The organism is Streptomyces sp. NPDC093221, from assembly GCF_044753885.1.
Classification (GTDB): Bacteria; Actinomycetota; Actinomycetes; order Streptomycetales; family Streptomycetaceae; genus Actinacidiphila.
Genome location: NZ_JBIVOA010000003.1, coordinates 753,372 through 775,846 on the forward strand (window position 1 = coordinate 753,372; position 22,475 = coordinate 775,846).

Here is a 22,475-nt window from a genome sequence, read left to right on the forward strand (position 1 = left end):
GCGGGAGCCCGGCCCGCCGGGCCTGCGTCAGGGAGCCCACGTCAGGGGCTGGCCCTACGCCAGGGGCTGCCGGTCGCCGGATGCGGCCGGGCCGCCTGGTGCGGCCGGTACCGCAGCGCCTGACAGGCCGCCGTCCGCCTCGTTGAGCTGCCGGATGCGCGCGCTCAGGTCCGTACGCCAGTCGACGGTCTCGGACTCGACGTGGCCGCGCACCGTCGTGACGAGCCGGGCGATGAGGGCCAACTGGCGCTCGACCTCGGCCGGTTCGAGCGGTCCCGAGGTACGGGCGGCGGCTCCTCCCGGCCCGGCCCGCAGCACGTCGGCGGCCCATTCGAGGCGTACGGCGTTCAGCTCGCCGCGCAGCGCGTGGGCGACGGTGATGTCCCGCATCCAGCCCGCCGACAGCCCGAAGAAGTGGTCGAATCCCTTGCAGCCCGCGGCGAGGGCGAGCAGGACGTATCCCCAGCCCTGCCCGGAGCCGCCGCTCGCCGCGGTGGCCAGCGGCACGGCCGTACCGGCCACCGCGAGGGCGATGGCCAGCGCCTGGAGCGTGCGGGAGGCGGTGCGCTTGCGCCGCTTGTCGCGCTGGTACCAGTCGATGGCGTCCTGCGCCTCCTGCTCGGCCCAGGCGCGCAGCCGCGCCAGCGCCTCGCGCTGCCCGTCCGGTCCGTCGACCGCGATGTCCGGGAAGGGCCTGCCGCCCAGATCGCGGGCCTGCCGTTGCCGCCGCCCGGTCCCGGACGCGCCCGTCGGCGTACCGCCGCCGTCCAGCTCAGTCATCCGGCGAGGTTATCGGCTGCCGCGCCGCCGTCACGTCCGGTCGCGGTAACGCGCCGTTTCTCAGGGCGGGTTCACCGCCGAGCCGTGGGATTCCGCACCCACAAGCCCCGCAGGGCCCCCACCGAGCCCGAGGGGCGCCGTGTGACGCGTATACGGAAACGTGCGGCGCGCTGACGGGACGTGGGGCCGAAGGGCGTGCGCGAGCCATCGCGGTGTCCGGTTCCCGCCTCGCCCGTCCGCGCCGTGCGGGGGACGGGCGGTCGGCGGCACCTGCGGTGCGCTGGAGCGCGCCGCGCTCGGGCCGGTCGGGCCCGGCCGCGCGGAACCGGTGAATCCGGACAACGGCACCCGCCTCGGGCCGGATCCGGACCCTTCGGCCAGACGTAACACTGGCCTCACCACGTAACCGGCGCGCAAGGTCCCGGGTGAACCCCTGTTCACCTGGGGCCTCTAGCATTTCGCACATGCTGGACTACGACGTGGAGGCGGCGCGTTACGACGCCACGCGCGGGGGTGTGCCGCGGGCCCGGTCAGCGGCCCGCGCGATCCTCGCCCTGGTGCCCGAACGCGCGGGCACACTGCTGGACATCGGCTGCGGTACGGGTCTGGTCACCGGGCTGCTCGACCGGCCGGGACTGCGGGTGTTCGGCGTCGACTCCTCCGAGGGCATGGCCCAGGTGGCCGCCGAGCGCCTCGGCGCCTCGGTGGTGCTGGGCAACTGCCATCGGCTGCCCTTCTCCGACGCGTCCTTGGACGCGGTGAGCGCGGTGTGGCTGCTGCACCTGCTGCCGGACGCGCCCGCGGTGGTCGCCGAGTGCGCCCGCGTACTGCGGCCCGGCGGGGTGTTCGTGACGACGGTCGACAAGGACTCGGGCCACGACATGAACAGCGACGTGGACGAACTGCTGGCGCCGTACCGGGTGCGGAAGGCGTACGACGCGGCCCCGCGGATCCTGGCCGTCGCCTCGGAGCACGGGCTGCGCAGGGCGGGCGAGGCGCGCTTCACCGGCCACGGGCAGGGCCGCTCCCCCGAGCGGACCGCCGGGGATCTGGAGCGCGGCTACTACGCGTCGGCGCTGGCGCTGGACGACGAGCAGGCCGGCGCGCTGGTGCGGCGGCTGGCGCTGCTTCCCGGCCAGCAGGTGCCGCGCCCCGACCCGGTGTACCGGCTGCTGGCGCTGCGCAAGGAGAGCTGAGGGGCGACGCCGGACCGGCCTGGGAGGGCCGGCCGGCGCCGGGCGGCCGTGCCGGTCACTCCTTGGCGAGGTCGGCCAGGCTCGCGAGGGTCCACGCCTCCGCCGCCTCGTGCGTGACGCCGAGGCCGGCGAGCGCTCTGGCGGCGGGTTCCTGGTCGTCGCTGAGGACGCCGAGCAGGATGTGTTCGGTGCCGATGTAGTTGTGGCCGAGCCGCAGGGCCTCGCGCAGCGCCAGGTGGAGGGTCTTCTTGGCGGCGGGGCTGACCGGGAGGTTGCCCTTGAGGGGCTCTTCCTCGGTGCCGGGGGTGGAAACGGCGGCGCGGACGGCTTCCGCGTTGACGCCGAGGGCGCCGAAGCACAGGGCGGCGAGGCCGTGGGGCTCGTCCAGCAGGCCGAGGACCAGGTGCTCGGGTGCCACGGCGCCGTGCCTGGCGCCGCGGGCCTCCTCCTGTCCGGCGGCGACGGTCTTGCGGGCGCGCGCGGTGAAGCGGTTGAAGCCCGCCTCCACGCTCAGATACTCCAGGTCCTCGGGGACCTTGGGCACGAACCGCTTCTGCGCGGCCTGCTTGCTCACCCCCATGTGCTGGCCGATGTCGGTCCAGGAGGCGCCCGCCCTGCGGGCCTGGTCCACGAAGTGGCCGATGAGGTGGTCGGCGATCTCGCCGACGTGGGTGGCGACGGCCACCGCGTGCTGGAGGTCTTCGAGCGGTTCGCTGCCGGGGTGCTGTTCCTTGACGTAGTCGATGAGGTCGTCGAGTCGTACCGGGTGTTGGGTCATGCGTCAACGTTAGGTTGACGATTCCTCGGTCGTCAACCTTTAGTTGACGATTGGCTCTTTCTTGACCGATCGTTCTCAATGACCCTAGGGTCATCGGCATGGCGAGGAGCAAGGAATTCGACCCGGACACGGCGCTCCAGGCGGCACTTGAGCTGTTCTGGCGGCGCGGTTACGAGGCCACGTCGATGGCCGACCTCGTCGAGGCGCTGGGCATCGCGCGGGCGAGCGTCTACGCCACCTTCGGCAGCAAGCACGAGCTGTATCTGCTGGCGCTGCGCCGCTACGGCGAGCTGTGCGACCCGCGGCTGCTGGAGGAGTTGTCACAGCCGGGGCCCGCGCTGCCGGGGGTACGGGCGGTGGTGACCCGCTTCGCCGAGGAGTCCGCGCGCGACGAACTGCGGCGCGGCTGCTTCATGACCAACACCGCGGTGGAACTGGCCCCGCACGACCGGGCCGCGGCCCGCCGCGTGGAGGCGAGCTGGGACCTGCTGGAGGCCGGGCTGACCTCGGCGCTGCTGCGGGCCCGCGCCCAGGGCGAGCTGCCCGCCGGGCGGGACCCGCGGGCGCTGGCCCGCATGCTCCTGGTGCTGCTCCAGGGGATCCGCGTGGTCGGCAAGGCCGGCGGCGACCCGGAACGCCCGCGCGACGCCGCGGCGCAGGCGCTGGCCCTGCTCGACTGACCGGACGGGTCCGAGCCCCCTTTTCGCGACCGATCGTTCTCATTCCCGTAGGCACCCAAGGCATCTGGAGAGCCGTCATGTCCGACACCTTCACCGGCAGGGCCGTCCTCGTCACCGGCGGCGGCAGCGGTATCGGGCGGGCCGTCGCGCTCGCGTTCGCCCGTGCGGGCGCCCGCGTCGCCGTCGCCGGGCGGAGTGAGCGGACCCTCGAGGAGACGGTCGCCCTCATCGCGGCCGAGGGTGTCGGCGAGGCCGCCGCCGTACCCGCCGACATCACCGTCGCGCCGGACGTCGAGCGCCTGGTCGACGCCGTGACGGCCCGCTTCGGCGGCCTCGACGTGGCCGTGAACAACGTCGGCGTCATCACCCCTCCCGCCCCGGTCGCCGACATATCCGAGGCCGACTGGCGGCACAGCCTCGACACCAACCTGACCGGGCTGTGGCTCTCCATGAAGTACGAGATCGGCTACATGCGGGCGCACGGCGGCGGCGCCGTCGTCAACGTCGCCTCCAACATCGGCGCCCATCGCCGCGTTCCCGGCCTCGGCGCGTACACCGCGGCCAAGGCCGCCGTCAGCGCCCTCACCCGCGCCGCCGCCCTCGACCACATCGGCGACGGCGTCCGGATCAACGCCGTGAGCCCCGGCGCCGTCGACACCCCCATGTCCTCGCGCCCCGGCGAGACCCCCGCCGCCAAGGCCGCCCGCCTGCGCGCCCAGATCCCCCTCGGCCGCGCGTCCAGCGTCGCCGAGATCGCCGCCGCCGTCCTCCACCTCGCCTCCCCCGCGGCCACCTCCACCGTGGGCACCGACCTGGTCATCGACGGCGGCGCCACGGCCTGACCGGCGGCGGCGTCAGGTCGGTTCACGCCGTCGTCGCGCGGGTCGGTTCCTCGCGAACCGGTTCCTGGTGGGTGGGTTCCTGGTGGATGGGCTCCTCGCGGGATCGCTCCTCGCCGGGCCGCTTCTCCTGGGATGAGGCGGGGCGCGGCGGGGTGAGCCATGTGCGCAGCAGGGAGTGCAGGGCCTCGGCTCCAACGAGGGGGGCGGGCGGCACGGGGAGTTCGACGGGGGTCAGGAGGAAGGGGTGGCTCTGCGGGCCGCCCAGGCCCCCGTGGGAACCGGCCTGTTCCTCGAAGGCGTGCACGGCTCCGGAGCGCGGATCGCAGGCGGAGTTGACCATGAGGTCGGCGATGTGGGGGAAGCCGTCCGCCCGCAGCACGGCGTCCGCGGCGCCCTCGCCGAAGGGCGCGAGCGGGTCGTCGCCCTTGATCCGCCCGGTGGCCAGCTCGCGCTGCGAGCCGTCGGGGCCCAGCACGAGCGGGCCGCGCTCGGCGCTGTGCACGAGCACGAAGCCGATACCGGGGTGCCCGGTGAGCGCGTCGAGGAGCGCGGGCGAGCGGCGGTCGATCTCCTCCAGCGTGGCCCGCCCCTCGATCTCGGGGAAGGCGACGAGCCCGAGGTTGCCCGAGGCCAGCACGACCGGCTGCGACGCGGGCCCCGCGCATTCGGCCTCCTCCTGCGCCCGCCGCTCCTGCTCGGGGCGGCGCAGCGCGGTGCGGGCCGCCGCCCGTGCCTCGGCGCCGCGCGCCGCTCGCCGCCTGGCCTGCCGTTCGGTCCCGGCCAGCCCGCAACCGGCCCGCACCAGTTCGCGGAAGGTCACCCCGTACGCGCTCTCGAAGGTCTCGCCCTCGCTCTGCCCGTGGTCGGACAGCAGGACGATGCGGTACGGCCGGGGCGCGTACCGCGAGGCGTCGGCGATCAGCGCCACCGAGCGGTCGAGCCGGCCCAGCACCTTGCGCGCGTCCTTGCTGCGCGGGCCCGAGTGGTGGGCGACCTCGTCGTACGCCACGAGGTCCGCGTAGACGGCGGTCCTTCCGGCCAGCATGTCGCCGATGACGGCGGCCACGGCCACGTCCCGTTCCACGACGGTGGCGAAGGCGCGCAGCAGCGGGTAGAGGCCGCCGCGCTTGATCCGGGGCCGGTCCCTGCGCAGCCGCGAAGTCGTCGACTCCCCGATCTCGCGGCACACCTCGGCGCTGAACGACCAGGCGGTGCGCACCGCGTTCGCCGGGTCGGAGAAGTAGGCGAAGTAGCCGGATCTGGAGCGGCTGAACTTGTCGCGGCGGGCCGCCACCGACATCACCAGCGCGGACTGTTCCGCGCCGCCGGTGAACAGATTGCCGCGGCTGGCGCCGTCCTCGGCGAGCAGTCCGCGAAAGCCGGTACGGGCCACCGCGCGGCGCTCCAGTTCCGCGGCGCTGGAGGGCCGGTTGCAGACCATCAGCTGGCCGGTCTCCTTCTCGAACCAGCGGAAGGCGGGCACGTCGTGGTTCGTGCCGTGCAGGATGGCGAGCTGGCTCGCGCCGGTCTGGCTGCTCCAGTCGGTGCGCCACGGGGTGAGCCGGTGGGTGGTGCCGAGCCAGCCGGCCAGGGTCGGCATCGCGGGCGGCGCGGAGGTGAGGGCGTCGCGCAGCACGTCGTGGCCCACGCCGTCGAGTTGCAGGAAGACCGTGCCGGGCGTGGTCGGCAGCGGCGGGTCGCTCGCGCGGGTTCTGCGGCCCGCGAGCCGGGCGAGCCTGCGGCCGTACGCGGCGTCGTCCCGTACCGCGAGGGCGGTGCTGGTGGCGGAGGACGTCGCGGACATCACAGCGGCGATCACCACGGCGGTGGCCGGGGCGACCTGGCCGCGGCCGTCGGGGGTGAAGCGCAGGGCGACGAGCAGCAGCGAGCCGTTGAGGAAGAAGACCAGGGCGCCGAGCACGAGGGCGGGCACGAGCAGCAGGGCGCGGACCAGCAGCGGCCACACGAGAGCGCTCAGTACGCCGAAGGCGCCCGCGCCGATCGCCGAGGTCACCGCGATCTGGGTGGGGCTGTCGCCGTTGGGAGCCTCGAGGCGGAAGTCGGGGAGCACCCAGGCGAGTACGGCCAGGGTCGCGCTGGAGACCATCCACACAGCGAGCACCCGGCCGACGGCCCTCACCACGCTCCGACCGACGGCCCGTTCCCGTCTCTTGGCAGGCTGCGGCACACCTCCACAGTGCCATACCGCCCGCCGCGTCCCGGCGCCCCGTCGGGCCGCGCGCCGGGCCCGGCCCTCGGCAGGGCATACGCTCGGGCCTGCGAGGGTGTGCGCGGGCACGGTACGAGTCCCCTGACCGGGGAGGTGCGACGCGTGTGTGCGATACGGGCGCCCTGGACGGATGCCGGGAAAGGACGGGCGCGGTGGCGGTGGAGATCACGTGGTGGGGCCATGCCACGGTGACCGTGCGGGACTCCGGGGTACGGGTGCTCACCGACCCGCTGTTCACCCGGCGGCTCGCCCATCTGCGCAGGCGGCGCGGCGCCGTACCGCCCGCGTCGGCGACCGCGGCCGACGCCGTACTCATCTCTCATCTGCACGCCGACCACCTGCACCTGGACTCGGTGCGGCGGCTGGCGACGGGCACCACCGTGGTCCTGCCGCGCGGCGCGGTCGCCGCGGTGCCGGGGCTGCGGCGGCTGCGTGACCGGCTGCGGCTGGTGGAGGTCGGCGCGGGCGACTCGCTCCTGGTACGCGGCGCGGACGGCGGGGAGCTGACGGTCAGGGCGGTGCCCGCCGCGCACGACGGACGGCGGCTGCCGTACGGGCCTGAGCGCTCCCCCGCGCTCGGCTATGTGATGGAGGGGGCCGCGCGCACGTACTTCGCCGGGGACACCGGGCTGTTCGACGGGCTGGCCGACGCGGTCGGCCCCTGCGATGTGGCGCTGCTGCCGGTCGGCGGCTGGGGCCCCTTCCTCGGGCACGGGCATCTGGACGCGGCGCGGGCCGCGCGGGTGCTGGCCGATCTGGCGCCCCGAGCCGCGGTGCCGGTGCACTACGGCACATTCTGGCCGATCGGCATGGACGCGGTACGGCCGCACGAATTCCACACGCCCGGCGAGGAGTTCGTGCGGATCGCCGCCCGGCTGGCCCCGCGGGTGTCGGTGCACCGGCTCGACCACGGGCAGTCGGTGCTGGTCGAGGACGCCGGGCGGGAGAGCCACGGGTGATCGGGTTCCTGGCGTCGGCCGCCGCCAATTCCCCCGCGTCCGAGACCACGCAGCAGGCCATAGGTTATCCGTCGCTGTTTTTGCTGGTGTCGCTCGGCTCGCTGGTGCCGGTGGTGCCGACCGGCGCGGTGGTCTCCAGCGCGGCCGTCGTCGCCTTCCACCAGTCGGAACCCCCGCTCGCGCTGCTCGGGGTGTTCCTCCTGTCGTCCTTCGCCGCCTTCCTCGGGGACGTGGCGCTGTACTGGCTCGGCCTGCGCGGGGTGCGGTCCCGCAACGGCTCGCGCTGGCTGCACCGGCTCCAGGACCGGGTGGACAACACGACGCTGGAGAAGGCGCAGAACCGGCTGGACGCGCACGGCGCGGCCGTCCTGGTGCTGTCCCGGCTGATCCCGGCGGGCCGTATCCCGGTGATGGTGGCGTGCCTGCTGGGCGAGATGTCGCTGCGGCGGTTCGTCCGCGGCGACATCCCGGCCTGTCTGGTGTGGGCGGCGGCGTATCAACTGGTCGGCATCCTGGGCGGGTCGCTGTTCCCCGAGCCGTGGCAGGGGGTGGCGCTCGCGGTGGGGCTGACGTTCGCCTTCGCGGCGGGGCCCATGATCGTGCGGCGGCTGCGCCGCAAGTAGGCCGCGCGCCGCAAGCGGGGGCGGCCGTCCCGCGATCAGGCCGCCGGGCTTGCCCTCACGGCGTGCCGTGCCTCGGCGTGCCGTGCCCTCACGGCGTGCCGGACAGCACCCGTGAGCCGCCGATCGGCAGGTCCCACAGGTCGTCGCGGGGGCGGCCGGTCGCGGCCCACGCGGCGTGCAGCCGGGTGAGCGGTTCCAGCGGCGGCTCCGCGGAGAGCAGGAACGTCGCCCAGTGCATGGGCGCCATCGCGGTCGCGCCCACGTCGAGGCAGGCGCGTACGGCCTCTTCCGGGTCGGTGTGCACGGTGCTGAGCATCCAGCGCGGCGAGTAGGCGCCGATCGGCAGCAGCGCGAGGTCGATGCCGGGGTGGGCGCGGCCGATCTCGCGGAACCAGTGGCCGTAGCCGGTGTCCCCGGCGAAGTAGACGCGCCGCCCCGAGCCGTCGGTCAGCACCCAGCCGCCCCACAGCGAGCGGCAGGTGTCGGTGAGCGTGCGCTTGCTCCAGTGGTGCGCGGGGACGAAGTCGAAGCGGACACCGCCCAGTTCCGCCGCCTCCCACCAGTCGAGTTCGGTGACCCGCGTGAAGCCTCGGCGGCGGCACCAGGCGGCCAGGCCCGCGGGCACGAACAGCGCGGTGTCGCGCGGCAGCCGCTTCAGCGTCGGCGCGTCGAGGTGGTCGTAGTGGTTGTGGCTGATGACGACGGCGTCCACGGGGGGCAGCGTCTCCCAGGGCACGCCCACCGGGGTGACCCTGGCCGGGGTGCCGGGGATCCGGCGGGACCACACGGGGTCGGTGAGCACGGTCAGCCCGCCGATGCCGATCACCCAGCTCGCGTGTCCCACCCAGGTGAGGCTGACCGTGCCCGCCGTCGTCGCGGGCAGCGGTCCCTGCTCGACCGGCAGCGACGGCACCTGCGCGAGCGCGGCGGCCGGCGGGCGCATGCTGCGTTCCCGTACCGAGCGCAGGACGTCGCGCAGCCCCGGCAGCGGGTCCGTCAGCCGGTCGGCGAACGACGTGGGCCAGGTCCTCAACTCGCCCAGCGGACGCGGACCGGCGAGGGTGTTCTCGCTCTCGGCGAGAGTGCGCTCGCTCTGATCGGTCATCGGGACTCCCATCCGTCACGGTCTCGGCGCCGTCGGCGACACTCGCCGGGCAACAGCGGGCCGGGGCGGCGGCCCCGGCGGTTCCGGCCGGGCCGGGAAGCCCGACGGGACCGGCAGGACCCGTGGCCGCGGCACAGGGTGTGGGGAGGGTGGGCGAGGCGCGTGTGGCCCGCCCGGCCGTCCCGAACACCGCTCGCACCCACCGGATCCCCGATCATCGTTCATCGACCTACCCAAAAAATAGGTCAGGTCCCACGCCCCCGCGATCCGGTGTCCGCCGATTCGCCGATGTCGGCGGATTCACCGATGCCCGCGGATTCACCGATGCGCGCGGATTCGCCGACCGCCCCGCCCGCGGGGCCCGACCCGCCCTCCGGGTACCCGGTGGCGTGGCCGCTGACGGCGACGGCCAACGCGGCCAGCGCGGCGACGACATGCGGGACGGCGAGCGGGTCGGGCGCGGCCAGCGCGACACGGCGCTCGTCCTCGGTGGCGCCGTGCAGGTGACCCGTGCTGATCCGCACGCGCGGCTCGTCCGGGTCGTCGCCGAAGCGGTGGCCGCCGAGTACGGGGTAGCCGAGGGCCGCGGTCAGCCGCTCCTCCAGCGCGGCGGCGTCCAGGCCGGGCGCGGGCAGCGTCGGATAGAGCTGGAAACCGGCGCGCGGCGGACGGCAGGTCGCCCCCGCGCCGGTGATCGCGCGGAAGGCGGCAGCGGCGGTACGCGCGTGCAGCCGGTTGGCCGCGGCGGTGCGGTCGGTGACCTCCGCGGGCTCGGTGAGGACGTATCCGGTGGCGGCGGCGACCGGCGCGGGCAGCACGGCGCGCAGCGCGGCGAGTACGTCGAGGGCCCGCTCCCGCCAGGCCGCGCCGTGGGCGGTGGCGGGGAAGCGGGCGAGCGCGGCGGGCACCGCGGCCGGGACCAGCGTGGCGCCCAGGTCGGCCAGGACGACGGTGTGGTCGGGCAGCATCTCGGCCGGGCTGAGCAGCACCGTGTCGCGGTGGTGGAGCGTGTCGGAGTACGTCTCGTCGGAGACGATCAGCAGCCCCGCCTCCGCCGCCGCCTCGCACGTCTCGTGCAGCAGCTCGGGCGCGGTGACGGTGCCGGTCGGGTCGTCGGCGGCGGACAGCACCAGCAGCCGCGGGTCGGCGCCCGCGGCGCGCGCCCGCCGTACGGTCTCCAGCAGCGCGAAGGGGTCGGGCACGCCGCCCTCGGGCGGGGTGGGCGCGGTGTGCACCCCGCGGCCGAGCAGCCGGGCCACCGGGGCCTGCCACGCGGGGGCGGGGCGGGCCAGCACCGGGTCGCCGTCGACGGCGGCGAGCAGCGCGAACAGCAGCGGCTCCGCGCCGGGCGCGGCGAGCACGTGGCCCGCGCGGCAGGGCAGGCCGCGCCGGGCCCAGTAGCCGCAGGCGGCGTCGAGCAGCCGCGGGCCGCCGCCCGGGACCTCGGCGCCGGGCCGGGCGTCGGCCGTCCGTTCCCGCCAGTACGCGGGCAGCGGCAGTCCCGAGTCGGGTCGCAGGTCGTACCGCGGGCCGAGCCGCATCCGGTTACCTCCGCTGCGTAGGTGGGCACCTCTGGGGCCCACTTTCTCCCGCGGCGGCGCGGTCCGCATCCGACGCAACGGCGCGGTCCGCATCCGACGGAACGGCCGGTGGGGCGGCCGACGGCCGAGCGCGCGGGTGAGGAGGCGGCGGCGCGCCCCGCGTTCAGCGCAGCAGCAGTGCGGGCAGGTCGCGCATGTCGTCGAAGACCGTCGTGCCGGGTCCTTCGAGCCAGCCCGCGGGGGTGAGTCCGCCGCAGTAGCCGTACGCGCGCATGCCCGCCGCGCGGGCGGCGGCCACCCCGTACCGGCTGTCCTCGACGACCACGCAGCGCGCGGGCTCGACGCCGAGGCTGCGGGCCGCGTGCAGGAAGAGGTCGGGGGCGGGCTTGCCGTGCTCGACCTCGCTCGCGCTGAAGATCCGGCCCTCGAAACGCTCGTAGAGCCCGGTGAGGCCAAGCGTGTGGCGCAGCCCCTCGTGGCTGGTGCTCGACGCGACGCAGCTCGGCAGGGTGAGCGCGTCCAGGGCCTGCGTGATGCCGTCGACCTCGGTCAGGTCGGCGTCGAACGCCTCCTGGTAGAGGTGCCGGTAGGGGGCGTCCCAGTCCTCGGGCAGGGAGCGGCCCAGGTGTTTCTCGATGGCGGTGGTCATGTCGCGGTAGGAGCGGCCCACGAAGCGTTCCACGATCTCGGCCTCGCTCAGCGGCCAGCCGACCGCGGCGAGCACGAACGCGTCCACCTTCACCGCGATCTTCTCGCTGTCGACCAGCACACCGTCGCAGTCGAAGATCACGAGTTCCGGCTCTGGCCAAGGGGTGTGCGGGTGAGCTTCGTTCACCCGGTGAGACTACAGCGGCGGCGCCGGTGGACGGCGGACACGGGGGCGGCGGCGCGGGTGCGGTACCGGTGGGTCCGTGGGCGGGTACGCGAGTGCGGTACCGGCGGATACGCGGGCGGGTACCCGAGTACGGTCCCGGCGGATACGCGGTCGGGTACCCGGGTGCGGTACCGGCGGATACGCGGGCGGCCGTCCGTGACGGAACGGCAACGGCGTTGATCAGGCGGTGTGCCGCGGCCGGGCGTGGGTAACCGGCCCGCATGACGTATCCCTGGAAGAACTGGGACAAGGCGCTGTTCGCCGAGGTGGCGGAGCGCCACTGGCCGGGCGCGGAGCCGGTGCTGCCCCGGCTGAGCAGTGCCGCGAACCACGGCCGGCTGTGGTTCGCCGTCGCCGCGGGCGTCGCGGCCACCGGCGGCAGGACCGGACGCCGGGCGGCGGCGCGCGGACTGGGCTCGCTGGCGCTGGCGTCGCTGACGGTCAACACCGCGGGCAAGGGCGCGGTACGGCGGTCTCGGCCGATACTCGACACCGTCCCGGTCATACGGCGGCTGCACCGCCAGCCGATCACCTCGTCGTTCCCCTCGGGCCACGCGGCCTCGGCCGCCGCCTTCGCCGCGGGCATGGCGATCGAGTCGCCGCGCTGGGGCCTGGTGATCGCGCCGCTCGCCGCGAGCGTGGCCTTCTCACGGATCTACACCGGAGTGCACTATCCGAGTGACGTGGTGGCGGGCGCGGCCCTGGGCCTTGGCGCCGCCGCCGTCGTACGCGCCTTGGTGCCGCCCGCTCCGGGAAAGCCGGAGCCGGGCGCCGACGCGCAGGTGCCGTCGCTGCCCGAGGGCCGCGGGCTGCACGTGGTGGTGAACTCCGCGTCGGGGCCGCCGCCGCTGCTGTCGGCGCCCGTAGACCGGATCGCCGCCGCGCTGCCCGAGGCGTCGGTCGGTGAGTGCACCGAGGACGACGACCTGCTGGAGATGCTGGAGAAGGCGGCGCGCACGGCCGTGGAGCAGGGCGGCGCGCTCGGGGTGTGCGGCGGTGACGGCACGGTGTGCCTGGCCACGGCCGTCGCCCTGCGCCACCGGCTGCCGCTGGCGGTCTTCCCCGGCGGCACCCGTAACCACTTCGCGCTCGACCTCGGCCTGGAGACCGTCGAGGACACCGCGAAGGCGGTCGCGGCGGGCCGGGCGGCCAATGTGGACGTGGCCCGGCACACCAGCCTGGACTCGCCGTACAGCGAGTCGGCGCCCTTCCTCAACACCTTCAGCATCGGGTCGTACCCGGAGCTGGTACGGGTACGGGAGCGCTGGTCGCGGCGGGTAGGGAGCTGGCCCGCCAGTGTGCTGGCCGCCGTGCACGTCCTGCGGACCTGCGAGCCGGTGGACATCGAGGTGAACGGACGGCCGCGCTCGGTGTGGCTGATCTTCGCGGGGAACTGCCGCTACTCCAGCGTCGGGCTCGCCCCCGTGCGCCGCCGCGACCTCAACGACGGCGTGCTGGACGTGCGCATCGTGGACGGCGGGCCCTTCGCCCGTACCCGGCTGCTGGGCGCGGCCCTCACCGGGGTGCTGACCCGGTCGCCGGTGTACACGTCGGCGACCGTACGGCGGCTGCGGCTGCGGCTGCCCGGCGAGGGCGTCCACCTCGCCTACGACGGTGAGGTGGCACCCGCGCCCGGTGAGCTGCTGCTCGACAAGGTGCCCGGCGGGCTGGTGGTGTACCGGGGCTGACCGGGTCCGGGGGGCATGCCGGGGCCTGCTCGGAGCCGCCTCAGGCGGCTCGGGCGGGGTTGACGACGCGGGCGGCGGTCAGTTCTGGCCGCCGACCAGCCCGGCCAGGGCGCGGACGCCTTCGCCCGAGATGCTCAGCGAGTCGGGGCTGCCGGTGTCGATGGACAGGATCAGTTCGTCGGAGGGCCAGGCGCCGCTGAGCACGGCGAGCTGGACCAGCCGGTAGCGACTGGTCGTCGGCAGAGCTTCGGCCATCCGGGTCTCGGAGGTGAAGACGGGCACGAGCTGGCGGCCGTCCTCCTGTTCGTACACCGGGAGCTGGATCTGCCGGGGAGGCTCGCCGCCGTTGGGGTCCTCGTCCACGCCCGGCACCGGCAGCAGGACTTCGCTGACCGCGAGCGTGCTGAGGGCGACGACGTTCTCGCTGCCGTGGGCGATCTCGCGCAGCGCGCGCTGCGCCGGGGGCAGGCCGCTGTCCGGGTCGAGGCCGTCGGGGGTGATGTCGGTCATCGCTTCTGGTTCCTCTCGCCGCTTCTGGCGTCAACGGTGCTCGGATCCCCCGCACGTACCCGGCTGAGCCGAGAGCATGCGGTCCACGAGGTGAAATCGCGTTGCCAGGACCCGCTGGCTGCTGGTTACGGTGCGTCCATGGTTGCCAGAACCCCCGCTCACACGGTGCTCGAAGGCCGTTTCGTCCGCCTCGAACCGCTCGCTCCCGGCCATGTGCCCGATCTGTTCGCCGCGGGCGGCGGTGACGAGGAGGTGTGGCGCTGGCTGCCGGTGGAGCCGCCGCGCACCGAGGACGAGCTGCGCGATCTCGCGGTACGGGTCGCCGCCGACGCGGAGGCCGCGGGCGGTCTCGCCTTCGCCGTCGTGGAGCGGGCGGGCGGCCGGGCCGTCGGCTGGACGACGTACCACGACGTGAGCGCCAGGGACGAGCGGCTGGAGATCGGCTGGACCTGGTACGGCCGCGCCCATTGGCGGACCCCGGTCAACACCGAGGCCAAGCTGCTGCTGATGGGCCATGCCTTCGAGGAGCTGGGCATGGGGCGGATCTGCTGGAAGACGGATCATCTCAACATCAGGTCGCAGCGGGCCATCGCGCGGCTCGGCGCGGTCCGCGAGGGGGTCTGGCGCCGCCACCGGCTGCGCTCGGACGGTGTGACGTGGCGCGACAGCGTCTTCTTCTCGATGCTGGCCGAGGAGTGGCCGGAGGCGAAGCGGCGGTTGCGGGCGCGGCTGGAGGGCGGCGCGGAGGCGGGGGCCGGACGGGTCGGGGCGGGCTGACGGTCCGGGGTGGGCCGACCGTGGGCCGACGCTGTTCGGGGAAGGGCGTCGGCCCACGGTCGGCGGCTGGCGGTCACGCGGTCGGCGGTCGCGCGGGGGCCGGTCTCACTCGTACTCCGTGCCGCCTTTGCGGGTCAGGTAGGCGTCGCTGACGACCTTGGCGATGGCCCGGCCGCCGAGCACGTCGCTGTAGCGGTCGTCGGCCGTGCGCACCACGACGCCCTCGCGCAGGTGCAGGCCGCGGCCGGAGACCGTCTCCGTGCCCTGGGCCAGCGCCAGCACCGCCTCCTGGTCGAAGGGGCCCTCGAACAGCCTGGGCACCAGCGGCACTTCGCCCGCCAGCAGCGCGAAGGCGTCCAGCCAGCGCACCCGCCCGCCGATGTCCGCGCACACGTCGAACGCCGCGTAACCGGGCGCGCCCTGCGCGCGGGCGTCGGCGCCGTAGCCGAGATCCTGCACGCCGCTGCCGTACACCTCGCCGTAGACGCCGATCCGGTCGGCGCCCAGCCGCTCGGCGAGCCGGGCCGCGACGGCGGGAAGGCCGTGGCCGAGGACGGCGCGCCAGTAGAGATTGCGGTCGGTCTCGGTGAGGGCGAGGCGCTGTCCGCCGAGGCCCTTGGACGTGACGTGCACGGCGCCGCTGTCCGCGTAGTAGGTGAGGCAGCAGGCCGTGCCGTGCAGCTTCTCGGTGACGGTGACCGGGTCGCCCGGCGCGAAGATGTCCGGATAGCGCTTGAGGTTCTCGATGTCGATCCAGGGCAGCAGGTCGGGCGCCGACTCCACGTCGCCGCTCATCGACACCGGCACCGGAGGCACCCATTTGACGATGCCGAGCCGTTCGGCGAAGTCCGCTCCCCCGGCGGCGGCCCGCTCCAGATCCGTACCGTCGAGCGCGGCCGGGCGGCAGACGATGCCCTGCGACAGCTCGCCGCGCAGCCGGACCGCCCTGACGCGGTTCGCGGCGCTTCCGGCCAGCCTGCCGGTCAGGCCCAGCTCCGTGATCAACGGCTCGGGCAGCACGGCCTGTTCGGGGATGTAGACGGCGAAGTCGCCGCTGCGGTAGGCGCCTTTGGCGACCACGGCGCGGTAGAGGCCGACCTGCGCCAGTTCGAGCGCGTCGGCGTTGGGGTGGTCGAGGATGGTGAGCCGCTCCGCGGTCACGCGCAAGGTGGACATGACGGTCCCCCCGTATGTGGTGGTCGGATGGTGGTGGTCGGGTGTTCTCCCCGACGATCACTGTGGCGGGGGGCGCGGGCGCCCGGCCACCGGTTTTCGGCGCGGTGCGGTGGGGGGACCGGGGCGGGCGTGTGCGAGTCTCTCGGTGTGCGATACATCATCATCGGAGCGGGAGCGGTCGGCGGCACGATCGGCGGGCGGCTGTTCGACGGCGGTCACGAGGTCGTCCTGGTGGCGCGCGGCGGCCATCTCGACGCGCTGCGCGAGCGGGGGCTGCGGCTCGAACTGCCGCACCGCACGCTGACGTTGCCCGTGCCCGTCGCGGACGGGCCGGAGGCGCTGCGGGCGCGGCCCGACGACGTGCTGGTGCTGGGCGTCAAGACGCAGGACACGGCGTCGGTGCTGACGCGGTGGGACGGGTACGGGGTCGGGTCGGACGGTGCCGGTCCCGCCGTGGTGTGCGCGCAGAACGGGGTCGAGAACGAGCGGCTGGCGCTGCGCCGCTTCCCGAACGTGCACGGGATGTGCGTCTGGCTGCCGGCCTCCCACCTGGAGCCGGGTGTCGTGCAGGCGCCGGGTGCGCCGCTGTCCGGGATTCTGACCTTGGGCCGCTATCCGTCGGGCGCGGACGACACGACGCGGCGGATCGCCGCCGACCTTGAGGGCTCGGGCTTCGCGGCGCCGGTCTCGCAGGACGTGATGGCGTGGAAGTACGGCAAATTGCTCTCGAATCTGGGCAACTCCCTGGAGGCGGTGTCCGGTCCGATCGGTGAGGGGCCGCTGTTCGAGGTGTATCAGCGGGCCCGCGCGGAAGGAGTCGCGGTGCTGGACGCGGCCGGTGTCGCGCACGTCAGCCAGGAGGAGCAGGCCCGCGTGCGCGGCGACCGGGTGGAGCTGCTGCCCGTCAACGGCGGTGAGCGCGGCGGCGGTTCGTCCTGGCAGAGCCTCACCCGGGGCACCGGCTCCATCGAGGCCGACTACCTCAACGGCGAGATCGTGCTGCTGGGCCGCCGCTTCGGCGTGCCGACGCCCGTCAACGAGGCGCTGCGCCGTACCGCCAACTCCTTCGCCCGCGACGGCCGCCGCCCCGGTGACCTGACGGCGGACGAGACGGCGGCACTGGTCGCCGCGAGCCGGGCGTAGGCGGCGCGGCGGCCAACGGACGTCGGCCGCAGTGGCTGTGCGGCCGGGACCGCCCGCTCCCTACGGCACCGTCTCCGGCCGCATCCGGAAGTCGTACGCGGCGGGCAGCGGGTGTTCCGCCCGCGCGCGGGTCCTGATGTCGTCGGTGACGGGGCCGTCGCCCGCGACAAGGCGCTCGGCTATGGCGTACCAGGTGTCGGTCAGCGCCTCGGCGCCCTCGTACAGGTCCTCCACGACGAAGCCCTCGTCGAACACCGCGCGGGCCTCGGCGACTTGGCCGCGGGCGAGCGCGGTCTGCGCGCGCAGCAGCCGAAGCCGCCCGCAGTCCGGGCCGTGCCGGTCGCCCTCCGGAGCCTGGTCCGGATCGGCGAGGACGCGTTCGGCGTCGGCGGCGCGGCCCGCGGCGAGCAGGACGGGCACGGCCTCGACGATCAGGGCGCGCCGGACGTCCGGGCGGTCCGGGAGCGCGGTGAACGTCTCGCGCAGGCTGTCGTACGCGGCCAGGTAGCGGTCGGCGGCGCGGTCGGTCTGGCCCGCGTCGGCCTCGGCGACGGCCAGGGCGCGCAGGCCCCACGGCGAGGGGTGGGCGGCGACCGACCGTTCCCAACTGCGCACGGCCTGCGCGCGGTCGCCCGCGGCCCACTGGGCGATGCCGAGGTAGTAGTCGCGGAACCACTCGTTGCCGGGATAGGTGTCGGCGGACTCCAGCAGTTCGCGCCACTCCGGGGAGACGAGCGCGGGTCCCGGCGGCGCGTCGGCGGCGGGTCTCGGGAAGATCCCGGCGAGCAGCAGTTCCAGCCAGGGCTTCTGCGGGTCGCCGAGCGTGGTGGCGGGGAACGGGGTGCCGGGCAGGTGGAAGCGGCCGCGCTCGCTTTCGAGGGCGCCCCAGCCGGAGCCGGTGGCGAGCAGGTCCTTGGGGTCGCTGTCGGCGTGCGCCAGCCACGCGGTGTAGGCGGCGTCGACGGTGGCGCGCGGGAGTGCGGCCTCGAGTCGTCCCCCGGCCTCGGCGCGCGCGGCGGACCAGTCGTCGCCGTGCACGAGCGCGGGGTCGGCGGCGAGCGGTCCGTACGCCTCCAGCCAGGAGAATTCCGAATCCGCGGCCATGGGGATGTGTTCGAGCTGTGTCCTGGCGAGACCTGCCTGGATCTCCAGGTAGCCGCCGGTGCCGGGCTCGGTCAGCCACTCCTGCCAGCGCCGCCCGCCGCGGCCGTGGCCCCACAGGAAGAGCTTGCGTCCGCGCAGCAGGTCGGTGGAGGTCTGGACGAGGCCGTGTCCTTCGCCGTCCAGGGCGGTGATCCAGCGGCGGTCGGTGTCGGCCACGTCGAAGAAGTAGTCGGCGGCGTGCTCGGAGCGGGTGGTGTACGTGATGTCGGTGGCGCCGTCGGGCGCGGGGACCGGCACATGGCTGAGGGTGCGGCTGTAGCCGAAGTGCCAGGCGGCGTCGGCGGGGGCGAGCACCCGGGTGCGGTCGGTCTCGGGAACGGCGATGTTGGACCACCAGTAGGCGGGCACGGTGCGCTCGTGCGGATTGCGGACCCGGATGCCGACGTAGAGGAAGTCGGAGTCGGCGGGCAGCCACATGTCGATCTGGAAGGGCAGGTCGCGCAGCCGCTCCCACTCCCACAGGCGCAGCATCTCGCCGCCGTCCGGGGCGGGGACGCGGGCGGCGTGCAGCGGGGCGCAGGTGTGGGCGGCGTGGCCGGTGGCGCCGAGATTCCACTCCACTCCGCCGGAGAACCAGGCACCGGCCAGCGCGAACGCGGCGGGCTGGAACACCGGGTTGCGGTAGAGCAGTTCACGTCCGGTCGCCTTGTGGACCAGCGAGTACAGCCTGCCGCCGAGGCCGGGCAGCACGGTGGCGCGGATGCGGTCGTTCTCGATGACGAGTGCGTCGAGGGCGGCCGGGGCGCGGTCCCGGCCGTAGCCGTCGAGGACGCGAACCGGCAGCACCGAGCGCAGCGGCGCGTAGCCGAGCTGCCTGGCCATGTCGGCGGGCAGTCCCTCGCGGTCCTTGAGGTCCAGCCGGTGCAGCTCGTCGAGCGGGCGCAATGCGGGCAGCGGGTTCTCCGGGCCGAGGGCCGCGGCCGGAATGCTCACAGCGGTACGCCGCACGGTCGTAGGCAAGGCCACCTCTTCTGGCACACGTGGCCGCCTTCGGTCGCGGCGGCCGTCTGATGACCATGGAACAGGTTTCCCGTCGCGGTGAACAGAGCCCGCCGTGGTCAGGGTTGGGCAAAACCTGTGGAATCGGTCAGAAATCCGGCCATAAATTCGGCCGCGGGACCGGCCGGGCGCGGCCTTCTCGATCTTCCGCGCACCGCACCGGACAGGGAGCCCGCGGGCTGTCCCGGCCGCCGGACCGGGGGCATTGTCGGTGGTCGCTGCTACAACGGTGGCCATGACGACTTCGCGCTCCTCGCAGACGCCGGCCTCGCCCGAACTCCGGTTCACCGACTGGCTCGAACTCATCGAGGAGCGGTCCGCGGTCCTGCGCGAGGCCGCGCGGGCCGCACCCGTCGAGGCCCGGATTCCGGGCTGCCCCGACTGGACCGTCCGGGATCTGCTGACGCATGTCGGCCAGGTGCAGCGCTTCTGGGCTGCGACGGTCGCCGCGGGCCCCGCCGTCCGGCCGCCGTCGGACGGGGTGCTCGGCGACCGCATGCCGGGTGACGACCTGCCGTCCTGGTCGGCGGCCTCGACGGTGCTGCTGCTCGACGCCCTGCGGGCGGCCGGTCCCGACACCGGCTGTTGGACCTGGTGGGCGGAGTCGGGCAACGCGGCGACCTCGGGCTCCGTCGCCCGCCACCAGGTCCAGGAGGCGGCCGTCCACGCCCGCGACGCGCAGGAGGCCGCGGGGGTCACCGAACCGCTGCCGCCCGCCCTCGCCGCCGACGCCCTGGATGAATTCCTGCACGTCGGCTTCGGCTCGATGGACGGCTGGCCGCACGCACCGGCCCGTGTCGCGCTGGTCGCCGACGAGGGCCCGGCCTGGACCCTGATCCTCGACACCACCGGTGCCTCGGCGGTCCGCGGCGGCCCCGGCGACGGCCCGGAGCCCGGTGCCACCCTCTCCGGCCCCGCCAGCGATCTGCTGCTGGCGCTGTACCGCAGGGCCCCCTGGGACGGGGCCGACGCGCTGCGGCTGACCGGAGACCCCGCGCTGGTACGGCAGTTGGTGGTCTGGCCGCCGCTCGGCTGACCACGTACCGTCCTGCGTGAGGGAGTGATGCGCATGTCTGGTCGCGGGATACGAGCGTCCGGTGTGGCGCTAGGGGTGATCGCCCTGCTGTCCGCCTGCTCCTCGGGCGGTTCCACGCACCGCCCCGTCGCCACCGACTCCGCCCGCGTCACCATCGAGGCACCGCCCCCGGTCGGCAGCATCGAGCACCCCCGCCCGGTGGCGTGCGTCGAAGCCATGCGCTCGCCCGGCGGCTCCGCCACCGAGGTGACCACGGGCAACAGCCCCGCGAAATCCACTGGTTCGACCACCATCGCACCCACCACCCCTTCCTCTACTTCCTCTTCTTCCGATGCTTCCGCTTCGTCTTCCGCCGCACCGGCCACCGCGAAGAACGATGTGACGGTGGGTCCCCTCACCTGGACCGGTCTGCGCGCCCTGGCGGACGGCGACCAGACCGGCCACGGCTACCACAACTCCGACGGCTGGCATTACAAGGTCGCCGCCTCCATACGGACCGGGTCGACGGTCACCTTGACCATCGGCGCCGAGCAGCGGGCCAAGGCCGGACTGGAGTACGGCCGTGCCTTCGGGTCCACCCCGGCGCCCGCGATCACCTTCGACGCCTGCCCGGCCCAGCCCGTCGTCTTCATCGGCGGCTTCTTCGTCGCCGGTGACGGCCACGCCTGCGTCCCGGTGGACGTCCAGGTCGGCCAGGGCGCGCCGCAACGCGTGGTGATCTCCTTCTTCAACGGACAGTGCCCCGCTGCGTAGGCTGGGATCATGACCGAGCCGACGCCCGATCCCGCCGCCGAGAGCGAGCCCGCTCACGACCCCGAGCTGCTTCAGCTCGCCGCCCAGGTCTTCGACCTCGCCCGGCAGGGCGACACCGACAAACTGGCCGCCTACATCGACGCGGGAGTCCCCGCGAATCTCACCAACGACCGCGGTGACACCCTGCTGATGCTCGCCGCCTACCACGGTCACGGGCAGACCGTGCGGGCGCTGCTGGCCCGCGGCGCGGAGCCGGACCGTGCCAACGACCGGGGCCAGACCCCGTTGGCCGGCGCCGTCTTCAAGGGCGAGCAGGACGTCATCACCGCCCTGGTCGACGGCGGCGCCGACCCGGCCGCGGGCGTGCCGTCCGCGGTCGACACGGCCCGGATGTTCGGCAAGGACGAGTTGCTGAAGCTCTTCGGCGCCCAGTGACCCCCGCGACGCTCGTCCCCTCCTGCGTGGCCTCGGCCCTCGGCGGTGCGGCACCCACCTGGTCCTACACCGAACTCACCCACAATCAGGACAACCAGGCCACCGACGGCATCTGGCGGGTGACCGGCCCCGACGGCAGCGCGGTTCTCAAGGTGTGCGTCCCCAAGGGCTCGGGCAGTTGGCAGACCAGCCCCGAGCCGCGGCACTGGAACCACTGGCGCCGTGAGCCGCTCGCCTACCGCGACGGCCTGACCGCGACCGTCTTCGCCGACGCCGGGATCGACGGCCCCCGCCTGCTCGCCGCGGACGAGCGGGCGGACGGCTCCTTCGCCCTGTGGCTGGAGGACGTCACCGGGGTGCCCGGCTCACAGTGGCCGGTGGAGCGCCTGGCCGCCTTCGCCCATGGTCTCGGCTTCGCGCAGGCCCGCTGGACCGGGCGGCTCCCTGCGGAGCCCTGGCTCTCCCGGGGCTGGCTCCGCCAGTACGTGGAGAGCAAGTCCCTGCCCGCTGAACTCCCCTGGGACCTGCCCGACGCCGCCGCCGTCTGGCCCGCCGCCCTGCGCACCGGACTGCACCGTATGTGGGAGCGGCGCGACACCCTGCTCGCCGCCGCCGAGTCCGGCCCCCGCACCCTGTGCCACCTCGATGTCTGGCCGCTCAACCTGATCGCCCAGGACGACTCCCCCGCGCACTCCCCCGGCGCCCCGGCCGCCCGACCGGCCGGCGGCCGTACCGTCCTGCTCGACTGGGCCTTCGTCGGGGAGGGCGCCGTGGGCGAGGACATCGCCAACCTCATCCCGGACTGCGTCGCCGACGGCCTGATACCAGGGGAGTTGCTGCCGGAGATCTCCGCCGCCGTCATCGAGGGCTATCTGGCCGGTGCCCGCGATGCCGGGGCCGCCCTGGGCGAGGACGAGCTGCGCCGCTCGGTGGCCGCCGCGGGCGCCGCCAAATACTGCTGGCTCGCCCCTTTGATGCTCACCCGCCTCGCCGTCGGCGGCCGGGTCGGCTCCGCCGCCTACGACGTGGACCACGACCCCCTGGCCGTACTCCGCCGCAGGACCGACCTCTTCGAGCACCTGGTCTCCTGGTCGGAACAGATCCTCAGCCCCGCCCGCTGAGGACCCTCCCGCAGAAGACCCTGACGAACGGGGCCCCCTCCCCCACGGGGGCCTGCCCGATGTCG

At 74.6% G+C, this 22,475-nt stretch carries 21 protein-coding genes; 12 read left to right on the forward strand and 9 right to left on the reverse strand.

What is annotated here, in order from left to right; all coding sequences use genetic code 11:
• Positions 1–54: 54 nt before the first annotated feature.
• A complete protein-coding gene (locus tag ACIQCJ_RS15150) occupies positions 55–780 on the reverse strand; it encodes an SLATT domain-containing protein (RefSeq protein ID WP_355339343.1) in 726 nt (241 codons plus the stop codon).
• A gap of 464 nt (positions 781–1,244) precedes the next feature.
• Here ACIQCJ_RS15150 and ACIQCJ_RS15155 point away from each other — a divergent pair, with 464 nt between their 5' ends.
• Positions 1,245–1,976 carry a class I SAM-dependent methyltransferase gene (locus tag ACIQCJ_RS15155; protein ID WP_401719374.1) on the forward strand — a complete coding sequence of 244 codons (732 nt, stop codon included), beginning with the start codon at positions 1,245–1,247 and terminating at the stop codon, positions 1,974–1,976.
• 55 nt (positions 1,977–2,031) lie between these two features.
• Here the strand turns inward: ACIQCJ_RS15155 and ACIQCJ_RS15160 are convergent, their stop codons facing one another.
• Positions 2,032–2,754 (reverse strand): Clp protease N-terminal domain-containing protein, encoded by a 723-nt coding sequence (locus tag ACIQCJ_RS15160; RefSeq protein ID WP_402711587.1) that lies wholly within the window; start codon positions 2,752–2,754, stop codon positions 2,032–2,034.
• A 98-nt stretch (positions 2,755–2,852) separates the two neighbouring features.
• On the opposite strand from ACIQCJ_RS15160, the gene ACIQCJ_RS15165 reads away from it, so the two are divergent.
• Together ACIQCJ_RS15165 and ACIQCJ_RS15170 are read left to right on the forward strand one after the other, a co-directional pair.
• The gene (locus ACIQCJ_RS15165; protein WP_391163718.1) at positions 2,853–3,434 is read left to right on the forward strand and encodes a TetR family transcriptional regulator; all 582 of its coding nucleotides are present in this window, start codon (positions 2,853–2,855) and stop codon (positions 3,432–3,434) included.
• A gap of 77 nt (positions 3,435–3,511) precedes the next feature.
• Complete coding sequence (locus ACIQCJ_RS15170) at positions 3,512–4,276, forward strand: SDR family oxidoreductase (RefSeq protein WP_355339331.1); 765 nt, start codon at positions 3,512–3,514, stop codon at positions 4,274–4,276.
• 22 nt (positions 4,277–4,298) lie between these two features.
• On the opposite strand, the gene ACIQCJ_RS15175 is transcribed toward ACIQCJ_RS15170, so the two are convergent.
• On the reverse strand, positions 4,299–6,383 hold the full coding sequence (locus tag ACIQCJ_RS15175) for an alkaline phosphatase family protein (RefSeq protein ID WP_402711746.1): 2,085 nt from the start codon (positions 6,381–6,383) through the stop codon (positions 4,299–4,301).
• A gap of 275 nt (positions 6,384–6,658) precedes the next feature.
• On the opposite strand from ACIQCJ_RS15175, the gene ACIQCJ_RS15180 reads away from it, so the two are divergent.
• Entirely contained in the window at positions 6,659–7,465 is an 807-nt protein-coding gene (locus tag ACIQCJ_RS15180) for an MBL fold metallo-hydrolase (protein ID WP_402711588.1), read from the forward strand.
• Positions 7,462–8,088: a DedA family protein gene (locus tag ACIQCJ_RS15185; RefSeq protein ID WP_402711589.1), complete on the forward strand. Its 627-nt coding sequence runs from the start codon at positions 7,462–7,464 to the stop codon at positions 8,086–8,088. Before ACIQCJ_RS15180 ends, ACIQCJ_RS15185 begins: the two co-directional genes overlap by 4 nt.
• A gap of 88 nt (positions 8,089–8,176) precedes the next feature.
• Here the strand turns inward: ACIQCJ_RS15185 and ACIQCJ_RS15190 are convergent, their stop codons facing one another.
• From ACIQCJ_RS15190 to ACIQCJ_RS15200, 3 genes are all read right to left on the reverse strand, one after another.
• Positions 8,177–9,193, reverse strand: a complete 1,017-nt coding sequence (locus ACIQCJ_RS15190) for an MBL fold metallo-hydrolase (protein WP_401311431.1) — start codon at positions 9,191–9,193, stop codon at positions 8,177–8,179.
• A gap of 245 nt (positions 9,194–9,438) precedes the next feature.
• Positions 9,439–10,734 (reverse strand): aminotransferase class I/II-fold pyridoxal phosphate-dependent enzyme, encoded by a 1,296-nt coding sequence (locus ACIQCJ_RS15195; RefSeq protein ID WP_402711590.1) that lies wholly within the window; start codon positions 10,732–10,734, stop codon positions 9,439–9,441.
• A 163-nt stretch (positions 10,735–10,897) separates the two neighbouring features.
• Entirely contained in the window at positions 10,898–11,524 is a 627-nt protein-coding gene (locus ACIQCJ_RS15200; protein WP_391051485.1) for an HAD-IA family hydrolase, read from the reverse strand.
• Between the two features lie 305 nt (positions 11,525–11,829).
• On the opposite strand from ACIQCJ_RS15200, the gene ACIQCJ_RS15205 reads away from it, so the two are divergent.
• Positions 11,830–13,296: a phosphatase PAP2 family protein gene (locus tag ACIQCJ_RS15205; RefSeq protein WP_355339316.1), complete on the forward strand. Its 1,467-nt coding sequence runs from the start codon at positions 11,830–11,832 to the stop codon at positions 13,294–13,296.
• 78 nt (positions 13,297–13,374) lie between these two features.
• Here the strand turns inward: ACIQCJ_RS15205 and ACIQCJ_RS15210 are convergent, their stop codons facing one another.
• The gene (locus tag ACIQCJ_RS15210; RefSeq protein WP_355339313.1) at positions 13,375–13,806 is read right to left on the reverse strand and encodes an SseB family protein; all 432 of its coding nucleotides are present in this window, start codon (positions 13,804–13,806) and stop codon (positions 13,375–13,377) included.
• A gap of 138 nt (positions 13,807–13,944) precedes the next feature.
• Here ACIQCJ_RS15210 and ACIQCJ_RS15215 point away from each other — a divergent pair, with 138 nt between their 5' ends.
• Complete coding sequence (locus ACIQCJ_RS15215; RefSeq protein ID WP_391051339.1) at positions 13,945–14,583, forward strand: GNAT family N-acetyltransferase; 639 nt, start codon at positions 13,945–13,947, stop codon at positions 14,581–14,583.
• Positions 14,584–14,688: 105 nt separating this feature from the next.
• On the opposite strand, the gene ACIQCJ_RS15220 is transcribed toward ACIQCJ_RS15215, so the two are convergent.
• On the reverse strand, positions 14,689–15,759 hold the full coding sequence (locus ACIQCJ_RS15220; RefSeq protein WP_402711591.1) for an RNA ligase (ATP): 1,071 nt from the start codon (positions 15,757–15,759) through the stop codon (positions 14,689–14,691).
• A gap of 147 nt (positions 15,760–15,906) precedes the next feature.
• Between ACIQCJ_RS15220 and ACIQCJ_RS15225 the strand changes: the two genes are divergently transcribed.
• Positions 15,907–16,902 carry a ketopantoate reductase family protein gene (locus ACIQCJ_RS15225; protein ID WP_402711592.1) on the forward strand — a complete coding sequence of 332 codons (996 nt, stop codon included), beginning with the start codon at positions 15,907–15,909 and terminating at the stop codon, positions 16,900–16,902.
• Positions 16,903–16,962: 60 nt separating this feature from the next.
• On the opposite strand, the gene ACIQCJ_RS15230 is transcribed toward ACIQCJ_RS15225, so the two are convergent.
• Entirely contained in the window at positions 16,963–19,026 is a 2,064-nt protein-coding gene (locus ACIQCJ_RS15230) for a DUF5107 domain-containing protein (protein ID WP_402711593.1), read from the reverse strand.
• Positions 19,027–19,300: 274 nt separating this feature from the next.
• Here ACIQCJ_RS15230 and ACIQCJ_RS15235 point away from each other — a divergent pair, with 274 nt between their 5' ends.
• The 4 genes from ACIQCJ_RS15235 to ACIQCJ_RS15250 are packed head-to-tail and all read left to right on the forward strand — an operon-like array spanning position 19,301 to position 22,410.
• Entirely contained in the window at positions 19,301–20,101 is an 801-nt protein-coding gene (locus ACIQCJ_RS15235) for a maleylpyruvate isomerase family mycothiol-dependent enzyme (protein WP_391051331.1), read from the forward strand.
• A gap of 33 nt (positions 20,102–20,134) precedes the next feature.
• Positions 20,135–20,854, forward strand: coding sequence for a hypothetical protein (locus ACIQCJ_RS15240; RefSeq protein ID WP_402711594.1), 720 nt, complete (start codon positions 20,135–20,137; stop codon positions 20,852–20,854).
• 9 nt (positions 20,855–20,863) lie between these two features.
• The gene (locus ACIQCJ_RS15245; protein ID WP_355339292.1) at positions 20,864–21,289 is read left to right on the forward strand and encodes an ankyrin repeat domain-containing protein; all 426 of its coding nucleotides are present in this window, start codon (positions 20,864–20,866) and stop codon (positions 21,287–21,289) included.
• Positions 21,286–22,410, forward strand: a complete 1,125-nt coding sequence (locus ACIQCJ_RS15250) for an aminoglycoside phosphotransferase (RefSeq protein WP_402711595.1) — start codon at positions 21,286–21,288, stop codon at positions 22,408–22,410. The genes ACIQCJ_RS15245 and ACIQCJ_RS15250 overlap by 4 nt, the downstream gene beginning before the upstream one ends.
• Positions 22,411–22,475 lie beyond the last annotated feature (65 nt).